This window comes from Stenotrophomonas sp. RIT-551, from assembly GCF_026241915.1.
GTDB classification, from domain to species: Bacteria; Pseudomonadota; Gammaproteobacteria; order Xanthomonadales; family Xanthomonadaceae; genus Stenotrophomonas; species Stenotrophomonas bentonitica_A.
The window spans coordinates 202,595-228,266 of record NZ_JAPJIU010000005.1 but is presented as its reverse complement, the minus strand read 5'-3'; the positions used below and the strand labels follow the sequence as shown (position 1 = coordinate 228,266).

Here is a 25,672-nt window from a genome sequence, read left to right as displayed (position 1 = left end):
AGGCTCAGTAACGATAGTTCACTTTCAGCCAGGCGGTGCGGCCGGGCTCATTGATCCGCACCGGGTCGGCCGGGAAGCCGAAATCGGCGCTGCCGGCCAGGTTCAGGTGCTCGCTGTAGGTGCGGTCGAACAGGTTGTCCACGCCGGCACTGACCAGCAGCGCTGCGTTGACCCGGTAGCTGGCGTTCAAGGCCAGGGTAGCGAAGCCGGCGCTGGGGCCCAGGTCGCGGGCGACCACGTTGCCCTGCCCGGCCGCGACCCGCCCCTGGCGGGACACTGCACGCGCCAGCGCCCCCACGCTCCAGCGCTCGCCTTCCCAGGCCGTGCTGAACCGGGCTTCCAGCGGCGGCATCTGCGGCAGCGCGCCGCCGTCGCTGCGGTTCTCGCCCCAGGCGTAGGCCAGTGTGCCGCCGAGCTTCCACTGCCTGGCCAGCTGCCATTCCGCACCCGCCTCGGCACCGGCGATGCGCGCGTCGACGTTGGTGGCCTGGCTGCTGCTGCCCATCATGCCGCCGTCGCGGTAGGTGAACAGGATGTAGTCCTGGAGGCGCCCGGCATACGCCGAGACCCAAGCGTTGAGGCGATCGGTGCGGTACTGCAGGCCCAGATCGAGCTGGGTGGTCTTCTCCGGCTGCACACCGGTGAAGGCGTTGATCGCGCCCACCGGGCCGAGATCCGGCGAGAACAGTTCCCAGTAGTCGGGCATGCGCTCGCTGTGGCCAACGCCGGCGTACCAGGTCAACGCGGGCGCGATGTCGCGCTCGAACCGGACGAAGCCGCTGCCCAGGTTCTCGCGACGGGTCTGCCCGGCGGTCGGATTGGGCATCGCCATCATGCCGGCGGTGGCGCGCTCGTCCTTCACTTCGGCGCGGTCGATGCGCAGGCCACCAACCCAGCGTTGCGCGGTGCCCTCGCCCAGGGTGATCTCGGTGAACGCCCCGAGGTTCTCCAAGCGTGCATCGGTACGCCACGGCTGCTGGCGGTACACGTTGCGACCCATCGCGCTGCGGCTGCGATGACGGCTGTCCTGCGCATCCACGCCGGCCACGATGGCGATGTCCTGCCAGCGCCATTCCGAGGCGATACGGCCACCGGTGGTGCGGCGATCAACGTTGGAGCCCATCGGCATCGGCATGCTGCTGGCCGGGTTCGGCGTGCGCAGCGTGTAGTTGTCCATCACGTGGTCGGCGTCGTTGTAGTACAGGTTGGCCTGCAGCTTGTCCCACGCACCGGGCAGGTTGTCCTTCTCGAAGCGGGCGGCGTAGCTGGTGCGCTTGAACGCGGCACCGTCCATGCCGCGGCCGGCGTAGCGCGCGATCGCATCGCCGGTGCCGGCCGACAGCTCCAGCACGGTATCGGCATCGGGTGTCCAGCCGACCGCGACGTCGCTGTTCCACTTGCGCCACCTGGAGGGCACCACGTCGCCGTTGCCGTCCTTGTAGTCATCCGATTCGGAGCGGTTGCCGTTGACGCGCACATAGCCCGGCGATGCGCCGGCGGTGAGATCGAGCACCTGGTCGTTGCGGTTGCGCGAGCCGACCAGCGCACTGGCGTTGATGTCCATGCCCGGTTGATCGAAACGCGGCGTATCGCGCTCGAAGCGCACCGTGCCGGCCGAGGCACCGGCGCCCCAGCGCACGCTATGCGGCCCCTTGATGATGGTCAGCCGGTCGAAGGTTTCCGGGGCGATGTAGGACAAGGGGTTGTCCATCCGCGAGGGACACGCGCCGATCAGGTTGCCCTCGTTGCTGACGATGTTCAGGCGCGAGCCGAACATGCCGCGCAGCACCGGATCGCCGTTGGTGCCGCCGTTGCGGACCGCGGCGAAGCCGGGAACCGTCTTCAGGAAATCGGCGCCATCGCTGGCCGGCACCGGCTGCCGCGGCAGGCGCGGATCGGTGACCCAGTGCAGCGGTGAGGACGGCGCGGTGGCGGTGACCACCAGCGTATCGAGGGTGCGGGCATCGTCATTGGCCGCATGCAGCGGCAGCGCGACCAGGGCCAGCGAGAGAGAAACAGACAGGCGCGTCAGTGCGCCCGCGCTGCGGGAAGAAACCGTCATGGTGGAACTCCAGAAAAACACGCAGGCACGCGCCGCCATCACGGCGACACGGGCAGGAAGGGCGGTGGTTTCAGGAGAGTGCGGGCGGGCCGCGCGCGGCGTGGGCCGGCCAGCGCAGGCTGCGAGGCGTGGGGACTGCGCGCAGCACGCGCGGTGCGATCACCGGCATCGCCGGCAACAGCAGGATCAGCACCGCCAGCCACGGCATCAGCCGCGAGGCCATCATGCAGTACTCGCAGGCGTCGCCATGCCCGGCATGCTCGCTCATCGGTGGCGACGATGCGGGGGTGTCGTGGGCGCTTGGCAGGGCGTGCGTCGGCATGGGCTGCATCGCCATGTCATGGCGCGCCATGTCGTGCTGCTGCATGTCGTGGTGGTGCACGTCGCGCTGCGCGATGTCGTGCTGCATGCGGTGCCCCGCGTGCGCATCCGGCGGCGCAGGCAGCGCGTGGGTCATGCCGGTCGGCATCAGCATCACCGGCGCCCCGGCATGCGCCTGCTGCCAGCGGCTGAGCAGCGGCGCCAGCGCCATCAGCAGCGTCGCCACGAAGGCAAGCTGCAGAAAGACGGCATACGGGCGGCGGCGGACGTTCACCCCGTCATGGTAGCGCCCGACCATGGGCCGGGCAGCCCGAAACCCTGCGACCAACCGTCGCAGTGGCCTTTTCGAAGCACCCCACCGACCCCCTCAACCCTCTGGAGAAAAGCCCCCTTCTGTTGAAGGGGGCGCGCCAACGGCGCGGGGTAGAGGGGGAGTGCGCGGGCAGACCATCACCGTCGTCAGACGGTGATGGTCTGCGTCAGCGATTCCCAGGTGGGCGGCAGCGGCCAGTTGGCCTCCTGGTTGCCGTCGATCACCCGGCGCAGGTCGCGGGTGTCGATCTGCGGGGCCAGCACGTGCACCAGTTCCAGCGCGTAGTCGCGCAGTACGCGGTCGCGCGGCAGCACCGCCCAGGCGATGCACTCGTCGATCGGGGCCGGGGCCGGCCAGGCGCGCAGGTCTTCATCGCTGGCGTTGACGGCCATTTCCGCGAGCAGGCCCACGCCCAGCCCGGTACGCACATAGGTCTTGATCAGGTCCGCATCGAGCGCGGTCAGCGCGATATCCGGGGTCAGCCCGGCGCTGGCGAAGGCGCGCTGCAGCGAGGAGCTCCCGCGGGTGGAGGATTCGTAGCTGATCAGCGGATGGCTGGCGAGCGCCTGCAGATCCGGCGCGGCACCTGGGCGGTCCAGCGCGTGCCCACGTGGCACCAGCACCAGCCGGCGCCAGCGGTACAGCGGAATGGCCAGGCCGGCAGTGGGCTCACCACCGGCGGTGCTGATGATGGCGATGTCCGCATCGCCCTGGCTGAGCAGGTCCAGCGCATCGCTTTCGGCGGCCTGCTGCAGGTGCACGCTGACCTGCGGGTAGGCCTGCTTGATCCGCGCCACCGCCGGCGGCAGCACGAAGCGCGCCTGGGTATGGGTGGTGGTGAGCACCAGCTGGCCCTGGCTCTCGCGGCGCTGGTTGGCCGCATAGGTCCGGATATTGTTCGCTTCGCCGAGGACGGCGCGGGCGCGGCCGATCACTTCCACCCCGGCCGGGGTCACCGCTTCCAGGCTGCGGCCCTTGCGTACGAACAGCAGAAAGCCCAGTTCATCCTCCAGTTGCTTGAGCTGCTTGGACAGGCCGGGCTGGGTGGCGTGCACACGGGACGCCGCCAGCGTGATGTTCAGCTCGGCGTCGGCGATGGCGACCAGATAGCGAAGTTGGGTCAGCGTCATGGGCGGGCGATACGGCGCATGGAGAGGGGGCCATCCGACTGTAGGGCAAATGCCGTCACCAGCTTATAACCAAACGTTGTTTAAGAAGGTAATCAGGTCATTTCGCGCGGTCATATGCCGGCGGTACGGTCTGACCGACCCCGGCCCGGCCGCGAGCGGGCGCCCTGCGCCACCACCGGCCCGAGCCTCCCCTGCCGCTCGGCCTCCCGGCGGCAACGACTTTTCCGGAGCATCCCCATGGCCCTGTACGACTCCATCCTGGACACCATCGGCAACACCCCGGTGGTGCGCCTGCACCGTCTCGCCCCCGAGCACGTCACCCTGTATGCCAAGGTCGAGTCGTTCAACCCCGGCGGCTCGGTCAAGGACCGGCTGGCGCTGGCGATCATTCTCGACGCCGAGGCCAAGGGCCTGCTCAAGCCGGGCGACACCATCGTGGAGGCGACCTCGGGCAACACCGGCGTGGCCCTGGCCATGGTGGCCGCCGCGCGCGGCTACAAGTTCGTGGCCACCATGGTGGAGACCTTCTCCATCGAGCGCCGCAAGCTGATGCGCGCCTATGGCGCCAAGGTGATCCTGACCCCGGCCGCCGAGCGCGGCTCGGGCATGGTGCGCCGGGCGAAGGAACTGGCCGAGGAACATGGCTGGTTCCTGGCCAGCCAGTTCGCCAACCCGGCCAACCCGGCCTATCACCGCAACACGACCGCCCCGGAAATCCTGCGCGATTTCGCCGGCAAGCGGCTGGATTACTTCGTGACCGGCTGGGGCACCGGTGGCACCCTGACCGGGGTCGGCGAGGTGCTCAAGGTCGCCCGCCCGGAAACCCGCATCGTCGCCACCGAGCCCGAAGGCGCCGCCCTGCTCAAGGGCGATGAGTGGAAGCCGCACAAGATCCAGGGCTGGACCCCGGACTTCGTGCCGGAGGTGCTCAACCGCGGCGTCTACGACGAACTGCTGACCATCGACGATGCACGGGCGATCGAGACCTCGCGCCGGTTGGCGGCCGAGGAAGGCATTTTCGTGGGCATCTCGGCCGGCGCCACCGTTGCCAGCGCGCTGGATATCGCGGCCAAGGCCGCGCCGGGGTCGGTGATCCTGGCGATGCTGCCCGACACCGGCGAGCGCTACTTCTCCACCCCGCTGTTTGCCGATATCAATGAAGGCTCCGACGACGACTGGCTGGCCGGTCTGCCCTGATCCCGCCGTTTGTCCGGAAGAACGCAACGCCCGCCCTGACCGGCGGGCGTTTTGCATGCGGCGCTTCATCTGCGGTGAAGCGATCCGGCGGCATCGTGTGAAGGTCAGCCAGCGCTCGGGCGGGTCGCACTGCCTGAGACGATGATGACGCAGCCTAGATGTCCTGCCCGGTACCGTGCAGGTCAGGCACGTCATTCCGTTGTATGGACCCGGTAACAGTGAGTAAGGAGCGGTACGCATGAAGATCGAAGTGTGGCAGGGCGACATCACGACCCTGGCGGTGGATGCGATCGTCAATGCGGCCAACGAATCCCTGCTGGGCGGCGGCGGCGTGGACGGCGCGATCCATCGCGCGGCTGGCCCGCAGCTGCTCGACGCCTGCCGTGCCCTGCCGGAGATCCGCCCGGGCATGCGCTGCCCGACCGGCGAGGTCCGCCAGACACCCGCCTTCAACCTGCCGGCAAAGCATGTGTTCCACACCGTCGGCCCGGTCTGGCAGGACGGCCTGCGCGATGAGCCGGCACTGCTGGCCAACTGTTATTGGAAGTCGCTGCAGCTGGCCGAGAAGCTGGACGTGGAATCGATCGCGTTCCCGGCCATCAGCTGCGGGGTGTTCGGCTATCCGCTGCACCAGGCTGCGCACATCGCCGCCACCGAGACCCTGACCTGGCAGCGCTCGCACCGCCAGCCGCGCCGGATCATCCTGGTGGCCTACAACGCGGCGACGTTCAAGGCGTACCAGTCGGCGCTGGCCGCACTGGGGCAGCCGGTGGAACCCTCGACCTCGGCGATCTTCGCGCCGCTGGCGTTGGGGCTGCCGCCGGCGGCGGCGCACTGACGCCTTCGCCCACGCCATAGACCCACTGGGCGAAGAACGGCTGCAATGAGCGGCCGGCCGCTGCTTCCATCGCCCGCTGGAAATCGACGGTCACCACCGAGCGTCCATCGTTGGCCTGCGTGTAGTCACGGATGCCGCGCCAGAACGCGGCCTCGCCCATTTCCACGCGCAGCAGGTGCAGGACGTAGGCGCCCTTCTGGTACACGACCGCGCGGTCATCACCGCTCGGCGCGCTCCAGTCGGCATACACCAGCGCGTGATCGGCCCCCTTGGTACGCAGCGCCTCCAGCCGCGTGCGCCAGATCGTCACCTGCGCCTGGTAGGCCGCCTCTCCCTGCGCGTGCTGGAGGTAGGCGGCGGTCATGAAGTTGGCCATGCCCTCGTTGAGCCAGAAATGCTCCCAGCCGGCGCAGGTCACCCGGTTGCCCCACCACTGATGCGCGGCTTCGTGCGCCATCAAGGCGGTCTGGGTGGGATCCTCCAGCAGTTGCTCGCCATAGCGCTCGGACATCAGCGACAACCCGGCCATCTCCTGTCCGATCGTGCGGGCCACCAGCGCCTGCTGGTAGTCGCCGCGATACGGCAGGCCGGCGCGGTCGGCGAAGAAGTCGAGCATCTCGCCCGTAGCGGTGAACACGCGCTGCAGCTGCTCGGGCGACCGCTGCATGGACAGGAACCGCAAGTCGGTCGCGCCGTGGCGCTGCGTCGCTTCCTGATAGCGGCCGGCCGTGAAGCCATAGACATACCCCGGCATCGGCGTCTTGAGCTGCCAGCGATGTTCGATGCGCCCATCGGGAAGGGAGCGCAGCGGCAGCGTGCGGCCGGTGCCGGCAGCCAGCAGGCCCGCCGGCAGGGTCACGGAAAGGTCCAGCGTGGCGCGCTCGTCGGGGGCATCCACCGAGGGCATCCACTGGCTGGTCGAGAAAATCGTGTAGACCTCATCGCGCTCGGGCGCGAATTCCAGGCCATACGGCGGTTCGCCGTGATAGCGGATCGTCACGCTGGCGGTGGCTCCCCGCGCGAGCGGTTCGGCCAGCGTGATCTGCACCTTCGCCGCGTGCTGCTCGAAGGCCAGCGCGCGATCCCCCTGCATCACGGCCGTCACCGTGAGCGAACCGCTGTCCAGGGTCACTGCGCGCAGTTCCTGCTCGGCTCTGAACCGCAGCGTCTGCTGCCCGGTGACGCGCTTGTTGGCGATGTCGGGCACCAGCGCGACGTCGTAATGCAGTACATCAAAGCCGCGCGGCGCCACTGCGTACGCTGGTGCGCTCCCCAGCAGCCATGGCACTACGCACAGCGAGACACAGAGACGTACGACCATGGGATCCATCCACGCGAAGATGGATCGCATCGTGCCAGAGCACGCGTGCATGTGCGCACCACTGCCCCGCCCAAACAAAAACGCCGGCACAAGGCCGGCGTTTTCGTTGACGGTGGTCAGGCGTGAATCAGCCGTTCCACTTGCCCAGGGCGGCCTGGCCGTTTTCCTTGGCGCGATCGTAGATCGTCTGCTGCGCCTTGGCGACGTTGGCCTTGGTGTCCTTGGCCCACAGCTTCAGCGCGGCCTGCTGCATGGCGCGGCCGTAGGAGAAGCTCAGCGGCCACGGCAGGTTGCCCATCTGGTTCATGGCGTTCAGATGCGCGGTGGACTGCTCATCGCTCTGGCCACCCGACAGGAACACCACGCCCGGCAGGATCGCCGGCACGGTGCTCTTGAGGCACATCACGGTCGACTCGGCCACTTCCTCGACGTCGGCCTGCTCTTCGCAGCCCTTGCCGGAGATGACCATCGAGGCCTTCAGGATGGTGCCTTCCAGCAGCACGTTCTGCTGGTACAGCGCGTCGAACAGCGAACGCAGGGTGGCTTCGGTGACTTCGTAGCAGGTCTCGATGTCGTGGTCGCCGTCCATGATCACTTCCGGCTCGACCATCGGCACCAGGCCACATTCCTGGCACAGCGCGGCGTAACGGGCCAGCGCGTGGGCGTTGGACTCGATGCAGGTGCCCGAGGGGATGCTTTCACCGATGTTGATGACCGCACGCCACTTGGCGAAGCGCGCACCCAGCTTGTAGTACTCCTGCAGGCGCTCGCGCAGGCCGTCCAGGCCTTCGGTGACCAGCTCGCCCGGGCAGCCGGCCAGGGCATGGGCGCCCTTGTCGACCTTGATGCCCGGAATGATGCCCTGGGCGGCCATGTACTTGGCGAACGGGACGCCGTCCTTGGTGGACTGACGGATGGTCTCGTCGTACAGGATCGCGCCGGAGATGTGCTCGTTCAGCTTGGGCGTGGTGAGCAGCAGTTCGCGGTAGGCGCGACGGTTCTCCTCGGTGTTCTCCAGGCCGACGCTGGCGAAGCGCTTGCCGATGGTGCCGGTGGATTCGTCGATCGCGATGATGCCCTTGCCCGGGGCGACCATGGCCTGTGCGGTTTCAGCCAGCTGTTCGATGCTCATGTACTTCCTGTGGCGGGTGCGGGAAAACGCCAATTATAGACCCCGCCTCCCGTGAACTGACCGTCCACGGAATCTGGAAACGATTCCATCTGAAACGACGAACCCGCGCGGCCGTAAAGCCACGCGGGTCCGGGTGTTGCGCGGGGGGCGGTTAGAGCTCGCCCAGGCCGCTGGCACGGCCGTCTTCGCCCACTTCCAGCAGGCGCAGCGTGTTGGTGGCGCCATGGGTTTCCATGTGCTCGCCACTGGTGAAGACCACGCGGTCGCCGCCCTGCAGCTGGTTCGCTTCGAACAGCAGGCGGATGCTGCCGCGTGCGGCTTCGCGCGGGGTCAGGCCGCGGCTGTCGAAGTTGATCGGGAACACATCGCGCATCAGCGCCATCTGGCGGCGCGCGCCGTCATGGCGGGTCACCGCGAACACCGGGGCCGAGGCACGGAAGCGCGACAGGTAACGCGCGGTGCCACCGGATTCGGTCATCGCCACGATCGCGCGCACGCCCACGTGCTGGGACAGGAACATGGTGGCCATGGCGATTGCCTGGTCGGCACGTTCCAGGTTGCGCGGCGAGGCGCCGAAGTCCGTCTCGGTCTGGAACTGGCGTTCGGCACCCAGGCAGATGCGGGCCATCGCTTCGACCGCCTTGACCGGGTACATGCCGGCGGCGGTTTCGGCCGACAGCATCACCGCATCGGTACCGTCGATGACCGAGTTGGCCACGTCCAGCACTTCGGCGCGGGTCGGGATCGGGCTTTCCACCATCGACTGCAGCATCTGGGTGGCGGTGATCACCACCTTGTTCTGCGCCAGCGAGGCCTTGATGATCTTCTTCTGCAGGCCCGGGAGTTCGGCATCGCCGATTTCCACGCCCAGATCACCACGCGCCACCATCACCACGTCACTGGCGTCGACGATCTCTTCCAGGTTGTCGATCGCTTCGGTGCGCTCGATCTTGGAGACCAGCGCGGCGTAGCAGCCGTGCGACTCGGCGATCTCGCGCGCATCGTTCATGTCCTGCGCGTTGCGGCAGAACGAGACGGCGATGAAGTCCACGCCGATCTTGGCCACGATGCCGATCAGTTCCTTGTCACGCTCGGTCAGCGCGCCCAGCGACAGGCCACCGCCCTGCTTGTTCAGGCCCTTGCGGTCGGACAGCACGCCATCGTTGAGCACGGTGTTGATGATGCGCTCGCCCTGCACTTCGGTGACCTGCAGCTGCATCAGGCCATCGTCGAGCAGCAGGATGTCACCGGCGGTCACGTCCTGCGGCAGGCCCAGGTAGCTCACGCCGACCTGGGTGGTGTCGCCGGCCGGCGCATTCGGCGAGGCGACCAGGTCGAAGCGGTCACCGGCCTTGAGCTTGATCTTGCCTTCGGCGAAACGCTCGATGCGGATCTTCGGGCCCGGCAGGTCGGCCAGGATGCCCACTTCCACGCCCACGCGGGCGGCCGCGGCACGCACATCGGCGGCGCGCTTGGCCTGGCCGGACGGGTCACCGTGGCTGAAGTTGAGGCGAACCACGTTCACGCCGGCGCGGAAGAGATCCTCCAGCACGCCCGGCGGGTCGGTGGCCGGTCCGAGGGTGGCGAGGATCTTGGTGCGACGCTGACGCTCAATCATGGTTAATGGGCTCCCGTTAAAGGAGCGAAATTAGCACACCCTTCATGTCCCATGAATACGTTTACAGCATTGGCGCAGTTGGGTTTCGCTGTTGTCCTGCAGACAGCGCGAGACGACCGGGCGGACAGCGCATTGGCTGCCCGCCGGCCAGCGCCAGCCCCGGCGGGGCTTTGCGCAGGACATGCGGCGGCGTACGGGACGCCGCCGGATGCTTCAATCGATCAGCGTGAGCAGCTCATCGGGGGCCTGCACCAGGTGCGCCGCACCGGCCGCCGTGAGTTCTTCGGCACCGCCAAAGCCCCACAACACGCCGATATTGCGCAGCCCGTGATGACGCGCGCCTTCGATATCCATGCGCCGGTCGCCGATCATCCAGCACTGGGCCGGGGTCAACGACAGCCGGTGCAGGGCCTCGGCGACCAGCTGCGGCTTCTCGCTGCGGCTGCCGTCCGGGGTGGCCCCGATCACGTCCTCGAAGCAGTCGCCGAACGGCAGGTGCTCGATGATGCGCCGCGCGTGCGGCTCGTTCTTGGCGGTGACGATCGCCAGCCGGTGGCCGCGATCCTTCAACGCCTGCACGACCTGGCCGATCCGCGGGTAGACCTCATGCTCGCGCCAGCCGACCACGTCGAAGCGCTCGCGGTAGTACGTCACCGCCTGCTCGACCTGGGCCGGGTCAGTGAACAACGGCGCGAAGCTGGTCCGCAGCGACGGCCCGATCCAGCGCCGCAGCTCGGCCTGCGGCGGAACCGGCTGGCCCATCTGCGTGAGCGCATGCGCCACGCACTGGGTGATCCCGACGGCCGAATCGATCAGCGTGCCGTCGAGGTCGAAGAACAGCACATCGCGGCTCACGAGCCGCGGGCCTCCAGCGCGGCGACGGCCGGCAGGGTCTTGCCTTCCAGGAACTCCAGGAAGGCGCCGCCGCCGGTGGAGATGTAGCTCACCTCGCCCGCGATGTCGTACTTGTCCACTGCGGCCAGGGTGTCGCCACCGCCCGCGATCGAGAACGCCGGCGAGGCGGCGATGGCACGGGCCAGCGCTTCGGTGCCATGGCTGAAGGCCTCGAACTCGAACACGCCGACCGGGCCGTTCCAGACCACGGTGCCGGCCTTGGCGATCAGGCCCGCATAGTGCTGGGCGGTATCCGGGCCGATATCCAGGATGAGGTCATCCTCGGCCACGTCGGCGACGGCCTTCACCGTGGCTTCGGCGTCGGGCAGGAACTGCTTGGCCACGACCACGTCGGTCGGCAGCGGGATGTCGGCGCCACGCGCCTTGGCATCGGCCACGATCTTCTTCGCGGTGTCCAGCAGGTCCGGCTCATACAGCGATTTGCCGACCGAATGACCGGCGGCTGCGATGAAGGTGTTGGCGATGCCGCCGCCGACGATCAGCTGGTCGACCTTGCCGACCAGGCTGGAGAGCAGCTCCAGCTTGGTGCTGACCTTGCTGCCGGCCACGATCGCCAGCAGCGGCTGGGCCGGGGCAAGCAGCGCCTTGGCCAGCGCGTCCAGTTCGGCCATCAGCAGCGGGCCGCCGGCAGCGACCGGAGCGAAGCGGATCACGCCATGGGTGGAGGCCTGTGCACGGTGCGCGGTGCCGAAGGCATCCATCACGAACACATCGCAGAGCGCGGCGTACTTCTTCGCCAGCGCTTCATCGTCCTTGCCCTCGCCCACGTTCATGCGGCAGTTTTCCAGCAGCACGATCGAGCCCGGCGCGACCTGCACGCCGTCCACCCAATCGCGCACCAGCGGTACCTCGACACCCAGCAGCTGCGACAGGCGCAGCGCCACCGGCGCCAGGGATTCGGCCTCGCTCCACACGCCTTCCTTGGGACGCCCCAGGTGCGAGGTCACCATCACGGCAGCGCCCTTCTCCAGGGCCAGCTTCAGCGTCGGCAGCGAGGCAGTGATGCGCTGCTCGGAGGTGATCTGGCCGTTGTCGATCGGCACGTTCAGATCCTGGCGGATCAGCACGCGCTTGCCGGAGAGATCGAGGTCGGTCATGCGAACAATGGACATAAGCAACTCTTTGGCTCTGAAGAAGGAAAGGCGCCGCGCGGCGCAGACCGTCATTGTCCCGGCTGGCGCGGTGCATCGCAAATCCAGTGAGAAAGGCGCAGTAGCGAGTGTTGGTCGTCGCGCGCGGGCAGGCCGTACCGACCAATGATCGGTCCCTACCCGTTCCGGTGTGGCTGGCGCAGCAGGCTGAGCGCGAACCCGCCGACGATCAGCACGCCGATCACCAGCAGGGCCCACAGCAGCCACTGCTTCCAGTCGCGCTGCGGTGCCAGCGCAGCATCGCCGGCGAGCACTTCCGGTGCGCCGTGCACGGTGGCCTGTGCCGGCTGCCACTGCGCGCCATGCTGTTGGCGCAGTTGGGCGATCACGGTGGCGACCGGCGCATCCTGGCGCTCGGCGCGCACGCTGCCGGCGGCCACCGCATACGGTGGCTCGCCCTGGCTGAGGAACACCAGCGTTTCGGGCTGGTAACCGAGCTTGAGCGTTGGCGCCGGCATCGACTGCGGCTGGCCCGCGATCAGTTTCCAGTAACGATCGCGCGTGCTGCGCGTCAGCGGCTGGGTCTGGGATTGGCGGCGGTCGGCGGCGTCCTGCAGCTGATAGGCCACCCACGGGCCTGCGCGCACCTGCCATGGCTGGTCGGCGTCATCGCGGCTCAACAGCGTCCACTGCACCACGCTGTTGTCGGCGGTGGCGATGTCGGCCTGCGCGATCGGGAAGCGCCCATCGAGTTGATATTCAAACTCGCCCGGCTTGCCGGCGGTACCGCTCAACGATTGCCAGCGCCAGGCGATCGCCTGCGCGGTCGGCACCAGCTCGGCCTGCACGGTGGACAGCGCCGGCAACGCATCCGCGCCGATCGGCAGGATCCGGAAATACTTGGCCTGGCGCGCGATCTCGATGCGGCGCTGCTGCAGGCGGCGGCCTTCGTGCTGCAGGTCGACCAGCGGCACATCGTCGGCGATGCGCAGCCAGTCGCGCAGGTCGTTGCTCATTTCCACCCGCACGCGCGCCTGCAGGGGCGCCTGGGCCTGCCAATCCAGGCGCAGTGCCTGCACCCCGGTCTTGAGCGCACTGGCATCGATCAGCCAGCCCGCCGGTTGCCCGGCCGCCCCACCCCGCCCCAGGCGCGCTTCCACCCGGCGCACGCTGCCATCGGTGTTGCGCTCGGTGAGCAACTGCAGGTCATCGCCGGAGGTGCCCGCCATGGGGGGCAACGGGAACCAGGACAGCGTCTGCCATTGCGGTGCCTGGGCCAGCGGCTGGTCGGCCGCGAGCAACGCCGAGGGCAGGGCCTGACCTTGTGCATTGAACACCTGCACATCGGCCAGGCGTGGCGACACCGCGGTGCGGTACACCCCGTCATCCAGGGTCAACCGATATGCACCAGCCTGGGGTTGCGCGAGCTGCAGCGGCCATTGCTGGCGGTACGCCTGGCGGTCATCGGCCGTCTGCGCCAGCGCCGGCAGTGCGAATACGGCAAGGAGGATCAGCGGGCGGAAGGTCTTCAAGGGTGCGGCTCCACGGCAGGGTCCGGCGCGCGGGGCGGCGCCGGTGCCAGATAGCCCACGACCGTGCATAGCAGGCCGTAGGCGATGAAGGAAGAAATGCCGAGCAGGTTGCCCAGATGCTGCCGGTCGATCAGCACCAGCTTGGCCAGCACCACGCCCATCAGCACCGCACCGACCAGCCACAGCGCGCGCTGCCCGCGGCGCGAGCCCCATACCCAGCTGATCACGCCGAGCACGCTCCACACCACGGTCAGGCTGGTCTGGGCCAGGGTGGAGGACCACAGGCGTTCGTTCCACGGCACCCCGCCCCAGTGATGCACGGCGTGCAGGGTGATGCTGGTCAGCGCGACGAAGCCGGCAATGGCCAGCAGCGGAATGCGGAGGGCGCGCAGGCTATCGGGCGCGTGCGCGGACCACAGCCAGCGCGCGGCCAGCACCAGCACCGCCAGCTGCGCCAGCTCCACCGGGTTGAGCAGCGGCAGCCACGGCAACGGCGCGGCGCTGGCCGGAACCAGCAACAGTCCGGCCCAGCTCACGCCCAGCACGGCGAACAAGGTGATCTGCAGCGGCGTACGCATCGGGTCGAAGCGCTCGCCCAGCGGCACCGTCAGCCAGCGCCAGCGCAACAACGCGACCGCCGTGACCAGCAGCCATGGCAGCAGCATCAGGGCCAGGCCCCAGCCCTGCGCCAGCGCGAAGCGATCGGCCAGCCACAGGCTGGCCAGCGACACCACCGACGGCCACAGCAGCCACCACAGCAACTGCGCCGCCAGCGAGGTGCGGTCGTCGCCCCCGCGCAGGCACCACAGGCTGCGCACGCCCAGCAGCGCGAACACCGCCCAGGCCAGCGCGCCATAGCCGGCGAACGGTTGGTCATGTACATCGGCCTGCCACAGCGCCAACGGGAAGGCGGCCAGCACCATCGCCAGCGTGGTCAGCACCAGCGCACGCGCCGGCCAGCGGCGATGCATCTCGGCGGCCAGCCAACCGGTCACGGCTGCGGCGATCAGCAGCGCATCGGGCTCGGTGCGGTGGGTGACGAAGCGCAGGATCTCGTGACTGAGGCTGCCCAGCCACCACAGCAGACCCCACAGGTAGTACACGATGGCCGGCGCATCGCGCTGCGCGCGGCGGTAACTGAAGGCAGCGGCAAAACCGGCCAGCGCCAGCAGCAAGCCACTCATGAAGGTCGGGTTGGCGACGGCGGTGGCATCCAGGTGCCAGTAGTCCGCGCCCACGACGAAGCCGAACGCGGCCCCCAGGGTCAGCACTGCCCCGGTGACCTGCGGCAGCCAGCGTTGCTGGCGCAGGCCCAGCCAGGCCAGCGCGGCACCTTCCAGTGCGAACACACTGGCAGTGGCCCGTGCAGACAGCGCCAGCGGCACCGCCAACGTGGCGAAGCCGACCGCGAGTACCGCGTGCGACTGGCCAAGCGCAGCGTAGCGCTCACGCTTGATCAACGCCCACGCCAGGCCTGCATACAACGCAGCCAGTGCCAGCGAACACAACGCCAGCAGCAGGCGGTCGTCATGCAGCAGGCCGGCCTGCAGCGAGAAGGCGATCAGCGGCGTGCCGAACACCAGGCTGCCATCGATCAGGTCGCGCTTTTCCGCACTCTGCCGGCGCGCATAGAGGATCGGAATCAGCAGATAGAAGGCGAAGAACAGCAGCAGGAACGGCTCGGTGCTGGCGAACTTGTCGGCGCTGTACTGGAGCACGCCCCAAGCCGTCCCGATGCCGAAGGTGAAGGCGAAACCGAGCAGGTTCAGGGCGCGCCACGGGCGCCACCAGGCAATCGCCAGGATCGCTGCATTGAGCACGGCGTAATACGAGAACAGCGCGACATGGTTGCCGCTGCCGGTGGACAGCCAGATCGGCGCCATGAAGCCGGCCAGGATGCCGAGCACGGCCAGCGTGCGCGAGTTCTGCACCACCGCCAGCACGCCCATGCCGGCGATCAGCAGCACGCTGAGCACGAAAGCGGGCGCGGCAGGCATCAGGTCATAGCGTTTGAACGCGGCGAAAATGGTCAGCAACAGGATGCCGATCGCCCCGCCCTGCAATGCCAGCGCGAACATGCGCCGGGTATCGCGCTGCACCCAGCCGAACACCAGCCCGGCCAGCGCCGCCACGGCGATGGCGGCCAGGCGCAGCTCGATCGGTGCATTCAACCAGCCCTGGTCGCTGGCGTACTTGAGCAGTGCGGCCACGCCGGCCAGCAGCACCAGCATGCCGATCTTGACCGGCACATTGCCTTCGGTGAACCACTGTTTGAGGGTGCCGACGAGCCGCTCGCCGATGCCGGGGCCTTGCGGTTCGGGCGGGGCGACCGGCTGCGCGGGCGGGGGCGGCAATGGCGGCGGTTGCGCCACGTCGATCACCGGTTCGCTCCTCGGCTCCAGCGCCTCGGCGGCCGTCGTGGAGACAGGCGCAGAGGTGGCCCTCGCGGCGCCGACGGTGTCGACCGATGCCAGGTCGGTCCAGTGCAGCGACGTTTCCCGCTCCGCCGGCGCCGGCGCCGGCGCCGGTGAAGCCTCCCAGGCGGACCCGGCGGCGCGCTGCTCCAGCGCGGCGACGCGTCGGCGCAGCCCGGCGATCATCACCAGCGCCACGATCAGCAGCAGCGGGATCGCCAGCAGTACCAGCACCAGCAGGACAATCAGAGCTTCCATTCCAGGCCATCCTCAAGAGGTCGCCACGGCTGTACCCGGTAGGCACAGTGCCGGCGGCACGCGGGCCATGCTAATGGATCGGCGGCAGGCGCGGGATCAACGCCCCGCAGCGCCTGCCTGAAACGACAGACCCCGGCACGGGGCCGGGGTCTGTGGAATGACGCATGGGACGCGCGGGGTTACGCCGCGACGACCTTGACCATTTCCAGGCACTTGTTGGAGTAGCCCCACTCGTTGTCGTACCAGGACACCAGCTTGACGAAGGTGCCGTCCAGCGCGATGCCGGCATCGGCATCGAACACCGAGGTGTGGGTCTCACCGCGGAAGTCGGTCGCCACGACCTTGTCTTCGGTGTAGCCCAGGATGCCCTTCAGCGCGCCTTCGCTCTGTGCCTTCACTTCAGCGCAGATCTCGGCGTAGGTGGCTTCCTTCTCCAGCTCGACGGTCAGATCGACCACCGACACGTCCGAGGTCGGCACGCGGAAGCTCATGCCGGTCAGCTTCTTGTTCAATTCCGGGATCACCACGCCGACGGCCTTGGCCGCACCGGTGGAGGACGGAATGATGTTTTCCAGGATGCCACGGCCACCGCGCCAGTCCTTGTTGGACGGGCCATCGACGGTCTTCTGGGTGGCGGTCGCGGCGTGCACGGTGGTCATCAGGCCACGCTTGATGCCCCACTTGTCGTTGATGACCTTGGCCAGCGGAGCCAGGCAGTTGGTGGTGCACGAGGCGTTGGAGACGATCGCCTGGCCGGCGTAGGTCTTGTCGTTCACGCCGAACACGAACATCGGGGTGTCGTCCTTCGACGGTGCCGACAGGATGACCTTCTTTGCGCCCGCGTCGATGTGCTTCTGCGCGGTTTCCTTGGTCAGGAACAGGCCGGTGGATTCGATGACGACGTCCACGCCGACCTCGTCCCACTTCAGGTTGGCCGGATCGCGCTCCTGGGTCAGGCGGATCTTCTTGCCGTTGACCAGCAGGTCGTTGCCGGAGACTGCCACGTCAGCCTTGAAGCGGCCATGCACGGAGTCGTACTTCAGCATGTACGCCAGGTAATCCGGCTCCAGCAGATCGTTGATGGCGACGATTTCGATGTCATTGCCGAAGTTCAGCACGGCCGAACGCAGCACGTTGCGCCCGATGCGACCGAAACCGTTGATGCCAACCTTGATTGCCATGTTCACAAGCTCCTGCAGCCGCGACGGTGCGGCGCCGATGGAAAGGGGTGTTCATTCTAGCAGGGCCGGACCCGGGCAGGCCCGCGCAAGCCGAATGGGAACCGGTTACAACGGCAAATACCCGGATTGATCCGGATCAAGGCGCGCAACCGCGCGGGCGGCAAAACTGGCCCCATTCCAACCCGCCACGAGACCGTCTCATGCGCAAGACCTCCCCCCTCCTGCTCACCAGCCTGGCCGCCGCCCTGGCGCTGGCCGCCGCCCCGGCCATGGCCCAGTCCAAGGGCGACTGGACGATCGGTGCCGGCGTGCACCAGGTCGCCCCGAAGTCCAACAACGGTTCGCTGGCCGGCGGCACCCTGAAGGTCGATGTCGACAACGACATCAAGCCGACCATCACCGGTGAGTACTTCATCGCCGACAACCTCGGCATCGAGATCCTGGCCGCGCTGCCGTTCAAGCACGACATCAACATCGCCGGCCTGGGCAACGTGGGCAGCACCAAGCACCTGCCGCCGGTGGTGTCGCTGCAGTATCACTTCAACAGCGCGGGCAAGGTCTCCCCGTTCCTGGGTGCCGGCATCAACTACACCACGTTCTTCAGCGAGAAGACCGGCGGCGCGCTGGCCGGCAGCAAGCTGAAGATGGAGGATTCCTGGGGCCTGGCCGCCCATGCCGGCCTGGACTTCGCGATCAATGACAAGGGCTCGCTGCGCGTCGATGTGCGCTGGATGGACATCGACAGCAAGGTCAAGCTCGATGGCGAAAAGATCGGCACCGTGAACATCGACCCGCTCGCCTACGGCGTGTCGTACGTGTTCAAGTTCTGATCGGCGGATCAGAACCCAACCAGGCAACACCCTCGCAGCAAGACAGTTTCCCCGGCTTCGGCCGGGGTTTTTTTTTGGACAGGCGCGGCGGTCAGGGGGGTCACTGCGGGGCGTGACCCTCGCGGTTACGCTGCGGAAAGCAGATGCCGGGCCGCGGCCTGCGCATGCAGCGTGGTCGTATCGAACACCGGCACGGTTGCATCCTGCGCGCCGACCAGCAGCATGATCTCCGTGCAGCCCAGGATGATGCCCTGCGCGCCGCGATCCACCAGCCGCTGCATGACCGCGCGATACCTCTGGCGCGATGCCGGCAGCACCTGCCCCTGCACCAGCTCCTCATAGATGATCCGGTGCACCGCCGCGCGGTCGTCGGGCTCCGGGACCAGTACCTCCAGGCCATGCGCGTGCGTGAGCCGACCCTTGTAGAAATCGTGTTCCATCGTGAACGCGGTGCCGAGCAGGCCAATACGCCGCAACCCGGCGCCCTTGATCGCTTCGGCCGTCGGGTCGGCGATGTGCAGCAGCGGAATCGCGATCGCCGCCTGCACCGCATCCGCCATGCGGTGCATGGTGTTGGTGCAGATCACGATGGCGGTGGCTCCGGCGCCCTGCAGGCGTTGGGCCGCATCGATCATCCGCTGCGTGGCACTGTCCCAGTCGCCGGCATGCTGCAGCGCCTCGATCTCGGCGAAATCGAACGACCACAGCAGGATCCGCCCGGAATGCAGCCCGCCCAGCGTGTCGCGCACCTGCTCGTTGATCAGGCGGTAATAGTGGGCCGAGCTTTCCCAGCTCATGCCGCCGATCAGGCCAACGATGTGGGCCATGGGGTCGCTCCTGCGTCCGCCCGATGCCGGGCACCCGCCGAGCCTAGCCGAACCCGAGCGGCACTGCAGCCGGCCAGATCGCGGCAAGCCCGCGCGTGGCCAGCCCGCTAGAATGCCGCGGATGAAAATGCATTCCCTGCTCCCGGCCACCGCGCTCGCGCTGGCCCTCACCCTTGTTTCCACCGATGCCCTGGCCTGGGGCGCGCAAGGCCACCGCCTGGTGGCGCGGATCGCCGAGACCCGGCTGACCCCGCAGGCCCAGGCCGAGGTGGACCGTCTGCTCGCCGCCGAGCCGGATCCGACACTGCATGGCATCGCCCCGTGGGCCGATCAGCTGCGCGCCAAGGACCCCGGCCTGGGCAAGCGCTCGGCCGGCTGGCACTACGTCAACATCGGCGAAGACGATTGCCACTACGAAGTGCAGAAGCACTGCAGGAACGGCAACTGTGTGGTCGAGGCGCTGAAAGCACAGACCGCGATCCTCGTCGACCGCAGCAGGTCCGATGCCGAACGCGCGCAGGCACTGAAGTTCGTGGTGCACTTCGCCGGTGACATCCACCAGCCGATGCATGCCGGCTACGGCCATGACAAGGGCGGCAACGATTTCCAGGTGCAGTTCAACAACCGCGGTACCAACCTGCATTCACTGTGGGACAGCGGCATGCTGAATGAGCAGACGCTGGACGACGACCAGTACCTCAAGCGCCTGCTGGCCCTGCCCAAGCCGGTGTTCGCAACGCGCTCCAACATCGATGCCGATGCCGTGCAGTGGGCCGAGGCCAGTTGCCGGATCGCGATTGCACCTGGCGTTTACCCGGACAAGCGTACGCTGGCCCCCAGCTATGCGGCGACCTATCGCCCGGTCGCCGAGCGAGAGCTGCGCCTGGCCGGTGAACGCCTGGCGGTGCTGCTCAACGACACCCTGGGCAATCGCTGAGGCCATCACCATGTCACTGCACGTCGCCAGTTTCTTCCATCCGGACAGCCACACTTTCAGCTACGTGGTGCATGACCCGGCGACGTTGCAGGCGGCGGTGATCGATCCCGTGCTGGATTACGATCCGGAGACCGATGCATTCGGTGCCGGGCCGCTTCAGCCGCTGCTGGCCCACGTAAGCGGGCACGGCCTGCAGGTGCGCTGGCTGCTGGACACCCATGCCCACGCCGACCACGTCAGCGCCGGGCGCTGGCTCAAGCGCCAATGGCCGGACGCGACCCTGGCCATGGGCGCGGGCATCGTGCAGGTGCAGCGCACCTTCGCGCCCCGTTACGCGCTGGATGTGCCGACCGACGGCTCGCAGTTCGATCATCTGTTCGCCGATGGCGAACGCTTCATGCTCGGTGATATCGACGCCGAGGTGATCGCGGTCCCGGGCCATACCAGCGACAGCGTCGCCTATCGGATCGGCGATGCGCTGTTCACCGGCGATTCGCTGTTCATGCCCGACGGCGGCACCGCACGCTGTGACTTCCCGGGCGGCGATGCGGCGCAGCTGTACCGTTCGATCCAGCGCTTGCTGGCATTGCCGGACGCAACACGGGTGTTCATCTGTCACGACTACGGCCCCGGTGGCCGCGAGGTCGCCAACGAGACCACCATCGGCGCGCAGCGCGCGCACAACATCCACCTGCATGACGGCATCAGCGAAGCCGAGTTCGTGGCCACCCGCCAGGCCCGGGATGCCACGCTGGCCGAGCCTAAATTGATGGAACCCTCGGTGAAAGCGAACATCCAGGGCGGTGCCGTTCGCGGCGGATAGGCATCTCACCGCGTCGTGGGCGCACTGCTTCGCTATTTCGCCGGCGTCCCGCTGCGCACGGTCGCCTTGCCTTTCACGATTTCGAAGGTGAAGGCATACAGCAGGCTCACCGCGACAGGTTCGATGCGCGCGGCACCCTTGCAATCGCCCCGATCCGCTGGAACCTTCCCCTCCGCGAAGTGACACACCGCTGCGGGCACGTACTGCCAGGCCGCCACCGCATCCTGCGCGGACTGCAGCAACGGCGCATTCTCAGGGGCATTGCCAGCGGCGCATTCGTCGCGGTCCTGCACCGGCAGACTTCGCTCCACGCGACCCTGCGCATCGATGACCAACTGCAGGCACACCGTCGTAGGCGCAAGCTCACTGCGCGGATCGCGAGCGCCCAGCACGGGGTCCGGACCTGCATTCAGTTGCGGCATCCGGTAACCCTCTGCAGCCTTCAGCTGATAGCTCGCGACCTGCGCAGCCCCCGTGCCGGTGGTCGGATCCAAGCGCTGGTGACCCACGTTCTCCGCCCGCGTGTCCACTGACGTAAGCGTCTCATGGGTGGCACAGCCAGCCATCAACAGCGCCGCCACTGCCAGGACGGATGACTGCCTCATGGCGTTGGCACCTCATCATCCATGGCGTAGGTGACCGGAATCTTCAGCGCCGAGGCCACCGCCTTGCCATTCCGGATCGCCGGTTCGAAGGTCCACTGTTTCGCGGCAGCGACCGTCGCGTCATCGAATACACCCGCCGGGCTCGCCTGAAGCACGCGCACATTGGTCGCCCTGCCTTCGGTATCCACGTCCACCCTGACCACGACCTTGCCGACGATGCGCTGCTCGGCCGCCGCTTTCGGGTAGGACGGCGGCGGCATCTTGTGCGCGATCGCATCGCGATCAGCGGCGACCGCGGTGGCCTGGCCCGCCCAGGCCACCGTGCCCAGACCCACGCACAACCCGACCACCAGCACCTGCCCGGTCATCCACGGCAATGCCTTCCGCTTGTGTTCCTTCAACATGGCAATACGCTCCTTCAACATCGGTTGGCTGCGCCAGTGGCAGGCCATCGGGGCAACCGGGTGGACCAACTGCGCCTTGAGCAGCGCAGTGGCGTAGAGCCGGCGCAGGGCCGGATGCGGATCGACCGTGCGCGCGTCGCAGGCCAGTTCCTGATCGCGCAGGAAGCGGCGCGCCGCCCACGGCAGCAAGGGGTGGAACCAGAACACACAGCGCAGCACGGCAAGCGCGGCGTTTGCCCAGGGATCGCCATGGCGGCGATGGCTGTGCTCATGGCGCAGGATCAGCTCCTGCTCGGCCGGGCTGAATCGCTGCTCGAAGTCCGGGCTCACCACGATGCGCGGCTGCAACAGGCCGACCAGCGCGGGCAGGCCGGGATCGCCACTGGCCTGCCAGCTGCCATCCATGCGCGGCTGGAGCACGCCCAGTGCGTGCTCGAAGCGGCGCTGCGCGCGCCAGCTGACGCAGGCCACCGCTACCGCGCCCAGCAACCACACCGTCAACAGCAGTGGCGGCCACTGCGAGGCGTCGGTGGGCACGGCCGGCGCGCGCAGGGCCGAGGCCATGACCATGACCGGGTCCGTTTCAGTCATCGGCAGCCGTGGCAGTGGCAGGTAGGGCGCGACCAGCATCAACGGCAGCAACCACCAGCTGCGGTAGGCCAGCGCTGCGCCTCCGAGGCGCAGCAGCAGCGGCCTGGCCGCGGCCAGCACCAGCGTCGCCAGCGACAGCCACACGCTGGCCTGCAGCAGTCCATCAAGCAGCTCAGTCATGGCCCAGCTCCCGGATCAGCTGCTTCAGCTCGGCGATGTCCTGCGCGCTCAGCTCCCCGCGCTGGCTGAAGTGCGCCACCAGCGGCGCGACGCGACCGTCGAAGACCCGGTCCAGGAAGCCCTCGCTCTGCTCGGCCACCCAGGCCTGGCGCTGCAGCACCGGCGAGTACAGATAGCGGCGCCCATCACGGCTGGCGCTGATCGCGCCCTTGGTCAGCAGCCGGTTGAGCAGGGTCTTGATGGTGGGCTCGGCCCAGTCGCGGCTGGCCAGCGCGGTCACCACCTCGTCAGCGCCCAGCGGATGGCTGCGCCACAACACCTCCATCACCACCGCTTCGGCTTCACTGATCTGGCTCATCATTTACACCCGTAATCGACCAACCGATTACGCCCGTAATCAAACTGGGTGTCAACCCTTCGACAGCCGGTTCATGCAGCCGCTGCCAGCATCGGCGCACGCCCCACGGAGCCCTCGATGAGACGCTACCGAAAATTCGACTACCCGGTCGACGATGTGCGCCGCTTCCTGGAGCCGGGCCCGATCGTGCTGCTCAGCTCGGCCTGGAAAGGCCAGCGCAACATCATGACCCTGGGCTGGCACATGGTGCTGGAGTTCACGCCCTCACGGCTGGCAACGATGATCTCCAGCGGCAACCACAGCTTCGAGCTGATCCGCCGCAGTGGCGAATGCGTCATCAATGTGCCCACCGCCGAGATGCTCGATACGGTGGTGGGCATCGGCAACAGCAGCGGCGCGGAGATCGACAAGTTCGACCACTTCGGCCTGGAGGCGGTGGCCGCCACGGAGGTCGCCGCCCCCTTGATCGCCCAGTGCCACGCCAGCTTCGAGTGCCGGCTGGCAGACCGCAGCCAGATCAAACGGCATGGCCTGTTCATCTGGGAGGTCGTCAAAGCGCACGTCGCGCGCTCCCCGAAAGTGCCGCGCACGGTGCATTACCGCGGCGATGGCCAGTTCATGCTTTCCGGCGATGAAGTCTCGCGTCGCCGTCTGTTCAAACCGGAAATGCTGTAATGACCCGCATGATTTCGCAGGATAGCGCCGCATGACCGAACACCTGACCGACCTGGACGCCGCCGTCGAGTGGCTGCTGCAGCGGGTCGATGGCCCCCTGCGCATTGGCGCCCCGCTCGCACTGGGCAAGCCGCACCGGCTGCTCAACGCGCTGTATGCCCGTGTTGAACACGATGCCTCGCGGCCGCTGCAGCTGTATACCGCGCTGTCGCTGAATCCGCCGCGTGGCGGCGCCGGGCTGGAAGCGCGCTTCATGACGCCCTTCGCCGAGCGTCATTTCGGTGCGGAGTTCCCGCGCCTGGCCTACGCCGATGCCATGGTGCGCGACCAGCTGCCGGCGCATGTGCAGGTGGAAGAGTTCTACATGCAGTCCGGTGCGCTGCTCAATTCCTCGCAGGCGCAGCGCAGCTACACCAGCCTCAACTACACCCATGCCGCCGATGCGGTGGCGCAGCGCGCGCCGCATGCGATCGTGCAGAAAGTGGCGATGCGCGCGAACGACCGGCGCCTGTCGCTGTCGTGCAACAACGACATCACCCAGGACACGCTGGATGCGATGGTCGCGCGCGGGCTGCCACGCCCGTTGATGATCGCCGAGATCGATCCGCAGCTGCCCTACCTGGCCGGTTCGGCCACGGTGGATGTGTCGTTCTTCGATCTGGTGATCACGCCACCGGGGCCCTACCCGGACCTGTTCGGCCTGCCGCGCCAACCGGTGAGCGATGCCGACTATGCGATCGGCCTGTACGCCAGCACGCTGGTGCGCGATGGCGGCACGCTGCAGATCGGCATCGGTACGCTGGCCGATGCGCTCAGCCATGCGCTGGTGCTGCGGCATACCGACAACGCCCGCTACCGGCAGATCCTGCAGGCGCTCGATCCCGGCCTGGCCAGCAACCCCACCGTCCTTGAGTGCGGAGGCCTGGAGCCGTTCGAGATCGGCCTGTACGGTTGCAGTGAGATGCTCAACGAGGGCTTCCGCCGGCTGGTCCAGACCGGGGTGATCCGGCGCAAGGTGCACGACGATCTGGCGCTGCTGCAGCGGATCGAGAACGGCACCGCGTGGACCACCGACTACGCCACGCTCGAGGCCGAGGGCGAGTATCTGCACGGCGCGTTCTACCTGGGCTCGCCGGAGTTCTACCAGTGGCTGCGCGACCTGCCCGAGGAGGAGCGCAGCGCGATCGGCATGCGCCGCATCAGTGAGATCAACCAGCTCTACGGCGGCGATGAAACGCTGGAGCGGATGCAACGCCGCGATGCGCGCTTCTTCAACTCCTGCATGATGGCCACCGCGCTCGGCGCGGCCGTTTCCGATGCGCTGGAAGACGGCCGTGTGGTCTCCGGCGTGGGCGGCCAGTACAACTTCGTGGCGATGGCCCATGCCCTGCCCGGCGCCCGCAGCGCGCTGATCTTCCGTGCCACCCGCGAGGACAAGGGCACGCTGCAGTCCAACGTGCGCTGGAGTTACGGGCACACCACGATTCCGCGGCATCTGCGCGACCTCTACATCAACGAGTACGGCATCGCCGACCTGCGCAACATGACCGACGAGGACTGCGTGATCGCGATGGCCGCGATCACCGATGCGCAGTTCCAGGCCGCCTTGCTGGACAAAGCGAAAGCCTCGAAAAAGCTGGCCGCCGGGTTCACTGCGCCCGACGATGGGCGGCGCAACACCGCGGCCGAGGTCAGCGCGGCACTGGCGCCATTCCGCCAGTCCGGCCTGCTGCCGGACTATCCGCTGGGCAGTGATTTCACCGAAGTGGAGCAGCATCTGGTCAAGGCGCTGGGCTGGCTCAAGCAGAATACGCAGACACCGATGGCCAAGCTGCGCACGGTGCTGGCTGCGCTGACGCAACCGGCCGGCGATGGCGACCAGGCCTATCTGCAGCGGATGGGGCTGGAAGCACCGAAGACGTTCGGCGAACGCATCGAAGCGCGGCTGCTGCGCTTGGGATTGGCACGCACCGCAGCCGGATGATGGAGTTCCACGCCCTGCGTGGATGCGTGGTGATCACGCGTCAGCAATGATCGAGGGTTGCGCCGACAGCATCCACGCATGGCGGGGATCTACCTTCGATCAAGGATGGCGTGGTGTTTGCCCTTCAACAAACGA

The 25,672-nt window shown here is 67.8% G+C and carries 22 protein-coding genes; 7 read left to right on the top strand and 15 right to left on the bottom strand.

The annotated features are described in order from the left end of the window. Positions 1 to 4: 4 nt before the first annotated feature. The 3 genes from ORK51_RS08880 to ORK51_RS08870 all read right to left on the bottom strand — a co-directional run bounded on the left by ORK51_RS08880 (position 5) and on the right by ORK51_RS08870 (position 3,826). Complete coding sequence (locus ORK51_RS08880) at positions 5 to 2,062, bottom strand: TonB-dependent copper receptor (protein WP_266084749.1); 2,058 nt, start codon at positions 2,060 to 2,062, stop codon at positions 5 to 7. A 70-nt stretch (positions 2,063 to 2,132) separates the two neighbouring features. Further along, positions 2,133 to 2,657 (bottom strand): hypothetical protein, encoded by a 525-nt coding sequence (locus tag ORK51_RS08875; protein WP_266084748.1) that lies wholly within the window; start codon positions 2,655 to 2,657, stop codon positions 2,133 to 2,135. 185 nt (positions 2,658 to 2,842) lie between these two features. Continuing rightward, complete coding sequence (locus tag ORK51_RS08870) at positions 2,843 to 3,826, bottom strand: LysR family transcriptional regulator (protein WP_019183912.1); 984 nt, start codon at positions 3,824 to 3,826, stop codon at positions 2,843 to 2,845. 237 nt (positions 3,827 to 4,063) lie between these two features. Between ORK51_RS08870 and cysK the strand changes: the two genes are divergently transcribed. Both cysK and ORK51_RS08860 read left to right on the top strand, forming a co-directional pair. After that, the gene (gene cysK, locus ORK51_RS08865; RefSeq protein WP_019183911.1) at positions 4,064 to 5,023 is read left to right on the top strand and encodes a cysteine synthase A; all 960 of its coding nucleotides are present in this window, start codon (positions 4,064 to 4,066) and stop codon (positions 5,021 to 5,023) included. 238 nt (positions 5,024 to 5,261) lie between these two features. Continuing rightward, complete coding sequence (locus ORK51_RS08860; RefSeq protein WP_019183910.1) at positions 5,262 to 5,861, top strand: O-acetyl-ADP-ribose deacetylase; 600 nt, start codon at positions 5,262 to 5,264, stop codon at positions 5,859 to 5,861. Here ORK51_RS08860 and ORK51_RS08855 read toward each other — a convergent pair. The 8 genes from ORK51_RS08855 to gap all read right to left on the bottom strand — a co-directional run bounded on the left by ORK51_RS08855 (position 5,752) and on the right by gap (position 17,323). Further along, on the bottom strand, positions 5,752 to 7,182 hold the full coding sequence (locus ORK51_RS08855) for a M1 family metallopeptidase (RefSeq protein WP_266084747.1): 1,431 nt from the start codon (positions 7,180 to 7,182) through the stop codon (positions 5,752 to 5,754). The two genes, ORK51_RS08860 and ORK51_RS08855, sit on opposite strands and share 110 nt — an antisense overlap. A gap of 127 nt (positions 7,183 to 7,309) precedes the next feature. Further along, entirely contained in the window at positions 7,310 to 8,314 is a 1,005-nt protein-coding gene (locus ORK51_RS08850) for a class I fructose-bisphosphate aldolase (RefSeq protein WP_019183908.1), read from the bottom strand. Positions 8,315 to 8,465: 151 nt separating this feature from the next. Continuing rightward, the gene (gene pyk, locus ORK51_RS08845) at positions 8,466 to 9,932 is read right to left on the bottom strand and encodes a pyruvate kinase (protein ID WP_019183907.1); all 1,467 of its coding nucleotides are present in this window, start codon (positions 9,930 to 9,932) and stop codon (positions 8,466 to 8,468) included. A 213-nt stretch (positions 9,933 to 10,145) separates the two neighbouring features. Beyond that, positions 10,146 to 10,787: an HAD hydrolase-like protein gene (locus tag ORK51_RS08840; RefSeq protein ID WP_070425806.1), complete on the bottom strand. Its 642-nt coding sequence runs from the start codon at positions 10,785 to 10,787 to the stop codon at positions 10,146 to 10,148. Continuing rightward, a complete protein-coding gene (locus ORK51_RS08835; protein WP_019183905.1) occupies positions 10,784 to 11,959 on the bottom strand; it encodes a phosphoglycerate kinase in 1,176 nt (391 codons plus the stop codon). Before ORK51_RS08835 ends, ORK51_RS08840 begins: the two co-directional genes overlap by 4 nt. Before the next feature lie 155 nt (positions 11,960 to 12,114). After that, positions 12,115 to 13,470 carry a DUF3999 domain-containing protein gene (locus ORK51_RS08830; RefSeq protein ID WP_266084746.1) on the bottom strand — a complete coding sequence of 452 codons (1,356 nt, stop codon included), beginning with the start codon at positions 13,468 to 13,470 and terminating at the stop codon, positions 12,115 to 12,117. Next, positions 13,467 to 16,142, bottom strand: a complete 2,676-nt coding sequence (locus ORK51_RS08825; protein WP_266084745.1) for a DUF2339 domain-containing protein — start codon at positions 16,140 to 16,142, stop codon at positions 13,467 to 13,469. Before ORK51_RS08825 ends, ORK51_RS08830 begins: the two co-directional genes overlap by 4 nt. 179 nt (positions 16,143 to 16,321) lie before the next feature. Further along, positions 16,322 to 17,323, bottom strand: a complete 1,002-nt coding sequence (gene gap / locus ORK51_RS08820) for a type I glyceraldehyde-3-phosphate dehydrogenase (RefSeq protein ID WP_046273181.1) — start codon at positions 17,321 to 17,323, stop codon at positions 16,322 to 16,324. Positions 17,324 to 17,523: 200 nt separating this feature from the next. Between gap and ORK51_RS08815 the strand changes: the two genes are divergently transcribed. Then, on the top strand, positions 17,524 to 18,153 hold the full coding sequence (locus ORK51_RS08815) for an OmpW/AlkL family protein (RefSeq protein ID WP_070471189.1): 630 nt from the start codon (positions 17,524 to 17,526) through the stop codon (positions 18,151 to 18,153). A 125-nt stretch (positions 18,154 to 18,278) separates the two neighbouring features. On the opposite strand, the gene ORK51_RS08810 is transcribed toward ORK51_RS08815, so the two are convergent. After that, the gene (locus tag ORK51_RS08810) at positions 18,279 to 18,980 is read right to left on the bottom strand and encodes an aspartate/glutamate racemase family protein (RefSeq protein WP_261997220.1); all 702 of its coding nucleotides are present in this window, start codon (positions 18,978 to 18,980) and stop codon (positions 18,279 to 18,281) included. Positions 18,981 to 19,101: 121 nt separating this feature from the next. Between ORK51_RS08810 and ORK51_RS08805 the strand changes: the two genes are divergently transcribed. Further along, positions 19,102 to 19,917, top strand: a complete 816-nt coding sequence (locus ORK51_RS08805) for a S1/P1 nuclease (RefSeq protein ID WP_266084744.1) — start codon at positions 19,102 to 19,104, stop codon at positions 19,915 to 19,917. 10 nt (positions 19,918 to 19,927) lie between these two features. Then, on the top strand, positions 19,928 to 20,740 hold the full coding sequence (locus tag ORK51_RS08800; protein ID WP_266084743.1) for an MBL fold metallo-hydrolase: 813 nt from the start codon (positions 19,928 to 19,930) through the stop codon (positions 20,738 to 20,740). Positions 20,741 to 20,772: 32 nt separating this feature from the next. Here ORK51_RS08800 and ORK51_RS08795 read toward each other — a convergent pair whose 3' ends face one another. From ORK51_RS08795 to ORK51_RS08785, 3 genes are read right to left on the bottom strand one after another with little or no spacing between them, the layout of a single operon-like run. Beyond that, positions 20,773 to 21,345: a hypothetical protein gene (locus ORK51_RS08795; RefSeq protein WP_266084742.1), complete on the bottom strand. Its 573-nt coding sequence runs from the start codon at positions 21,343 to 21,345 to the stop codon at positions 20,773 to 20,775. Beyond that, a complete protein-coding gene (locus ORK51_RS08790) occupies positions 21,342 to 22,520 on the bottom strand; it encodes a TonB family protein (RefSeq protein ID WP_266084741.1) in 1,179 nt (392 codons plus the stop codon). The genes ORK51_RS08795 and ORK51_RS08790 overlap by 4 nt, the downstream gene beginning before the upstream one ends. Then, the gene (locus tag ORK51_RS08785; protein ID WP_026069888.1) at positions 22,513 to 22,878 is read right to left on the bottom strand and encodes a BlaI/MecI/CopY family transcriptional regulator; all 366 of its coding nucleotides are present in this window, start codon (positions 22,876 to 22,878) and stop codon (positions 22,513 to 22,515) included. The genes ORK51_RS08790 and ORK51_RS08785 overlap by 8 nt, the downstream gene beginning before the upstream one ends. 117 nt (positions 22,879 to 22,995) lie before the next feature. Here ORK51_RS08785 and ORK51_RS08780 point away from each other — a divergent pair, with 117 nt between their 5' ends. Both ORK51_RS08780 and ORK51_RS08775 read left to right on the top strand, forming a co-directional pair. Then, entirely contained in the window at positions 22,996 to 23,553 is a 558-nt protein-coding gene (locus ORK51_RS08780) for a flavin reductase family protein (protein WP_266084740.1), read from the top strand. 31 nt (positions 23,554 to 23,584) lie between these two features. After that, on the top strand, positions 23,585 to 25,537 hold the full coding sequence (locus ORK51_RS08775; RefSeq protein ID WP_266084739.1) for an acetyl-CoA hydrolase/transferase C-terminal domain-containing protein: 1,953 nt from the start codon (positions 23,585 to 23,587) through the stop codon (positions 25,535 to 25,537). Positions 25,538 to 25,672 lie beyond the last annotated feature (135 nt).

Bases quoted from the DNA above. Each gene is read 5' to 3' on its own strand.
- ORK51_RS08880 (WP_266084749.1), bottom strand. From the start codon at position 2,062: ATGACGGTTTCTTCCCGCAGCGCGGGCGCACTGACGCGCCTGTCTGTT.
- ORK51_RS08870 (WP_019183912.1), bottom strand. From the start codon at position 3,826: ATGACGCTGACCCAACTTCGCTATCTGGTCGCCATCGCCGACGCCGAG.
- cysK (WP_019183911.1), top strand. From the start codon at position 4,064: ATGGCCCTGTACGACTCCATCCTGGACACCATCGGCAACACCCCGGTG.
- ORK51_RS08860 (WP_019183910.1), top strand. From the start codon at position 5,262: ATGAAGATCGAAGTGTGGCAGGGCGACATCACGACCCTGGCGGTGGAT.
- ORK51_RS08855 (WP_266084747.1), bottom strand. From the start codon at position 7,182: ATGGTCGTACGTCTCTGTGTCTCGCTGTGCGTAGTGCCATGGCTGCTG.
- ORK51_RS08850 (WP_019183908.1), bottom strand. From the start codon at position 8,314: ATGAGCATCGAACAGCTGGCTGAAACCGCACAGGCCATGGTCGCCCCG.
- pyk (WP_019183907.1), bottom strand. From the start codon at position 9,932: ATGATTGAGCGTCAGCGTCGCACCAAGATCCTCGCCACCCTCGGACCG.
- ORK51_RS08835 (WP_019183905.1), bottom strand. From the start codon at position 11,959: ATGTCCATTGTTCGCATGACCGACCTCGATCTCTCCGGCAAGCGCGTG.
- ORK51_RS08825 (WP_266084745.1), bottom strand. From the start codon at position 16,142: ATGGAAGCTCTGATTGTCCTGCTGGTGCTGGTACTGCTGGCGATCCCG.
- gap (WP_046273181.1), bottom strand. From the start codon at position 17,323: ATGGCAATCAAGGTTGGCATCAACGGTTTCGGTCGCATCGGGCGCAAC.
- ORK51_RS08815 (WP_070471189.1), top strand. From the start codon at position 17,524: ATGCGCAAGACCTCCCCCCTCCTGCTCACCAGCCTGGCCGCCGCCCTG.
- ORK51_RS08810 (WP_261997220.1), bottom strand. From the start codon at position 18,980: ATGGCCCACATCGTTGGCCTGATCGGCGGCATGAGCTGGGAAAGCTCG.
- ORK51_RS08805 (WP_266084744.1), top strand. From the start codon at position 19,102: ATGAAAATGCATTCCCTGCTCCCGGCCACCGCGCTCGCGCTGGCCCTC.
- ORK51_RS08800 (WP_266084743.1), top strand. From the start codon at position 19,928: ATGTCACTGCACGTCGCCAGTTTCTTCCATCCGGACAGCCACACTTTC.
- ORK51_RS08795 (WP_266084742.1), bottom strand. From the start codon at position 21,345: ATGAGGCAGTCATCCGTCCTGGCAGTGGCGGCGCTGTTGATGGCTGGC.
- ORK51_RS08790 (WP_266084741.1), bottom strand. From the start codon at position 22,520: ATGACTGAGCTGCTTGATGGACTGCTGCAGGCCAGCGTGTGGCTGTCG.
- ORK51_RS08785 (WP_026069888.1), bottom strand. From the start codon at position 22,878: ATGAGCCAGATCAGTGAAGCCGAAGCGGTGGTGATGGAGGTGTTGTGG.
- ORK51_RS08780 (WP_266084740.1), top strand. From the start codon at position 22,996: ATGAGACGCTACCGAAAATTCGACTACCCGGTCGACGATGTGCGCCGC.
- ORK51_RS08775 (WP_266084739.1), top strand. From the start codon at position 23,585: ATGACCGAACACCTGACCGACCTGGACGCCGCCGTCGAGTGGCTGCTG.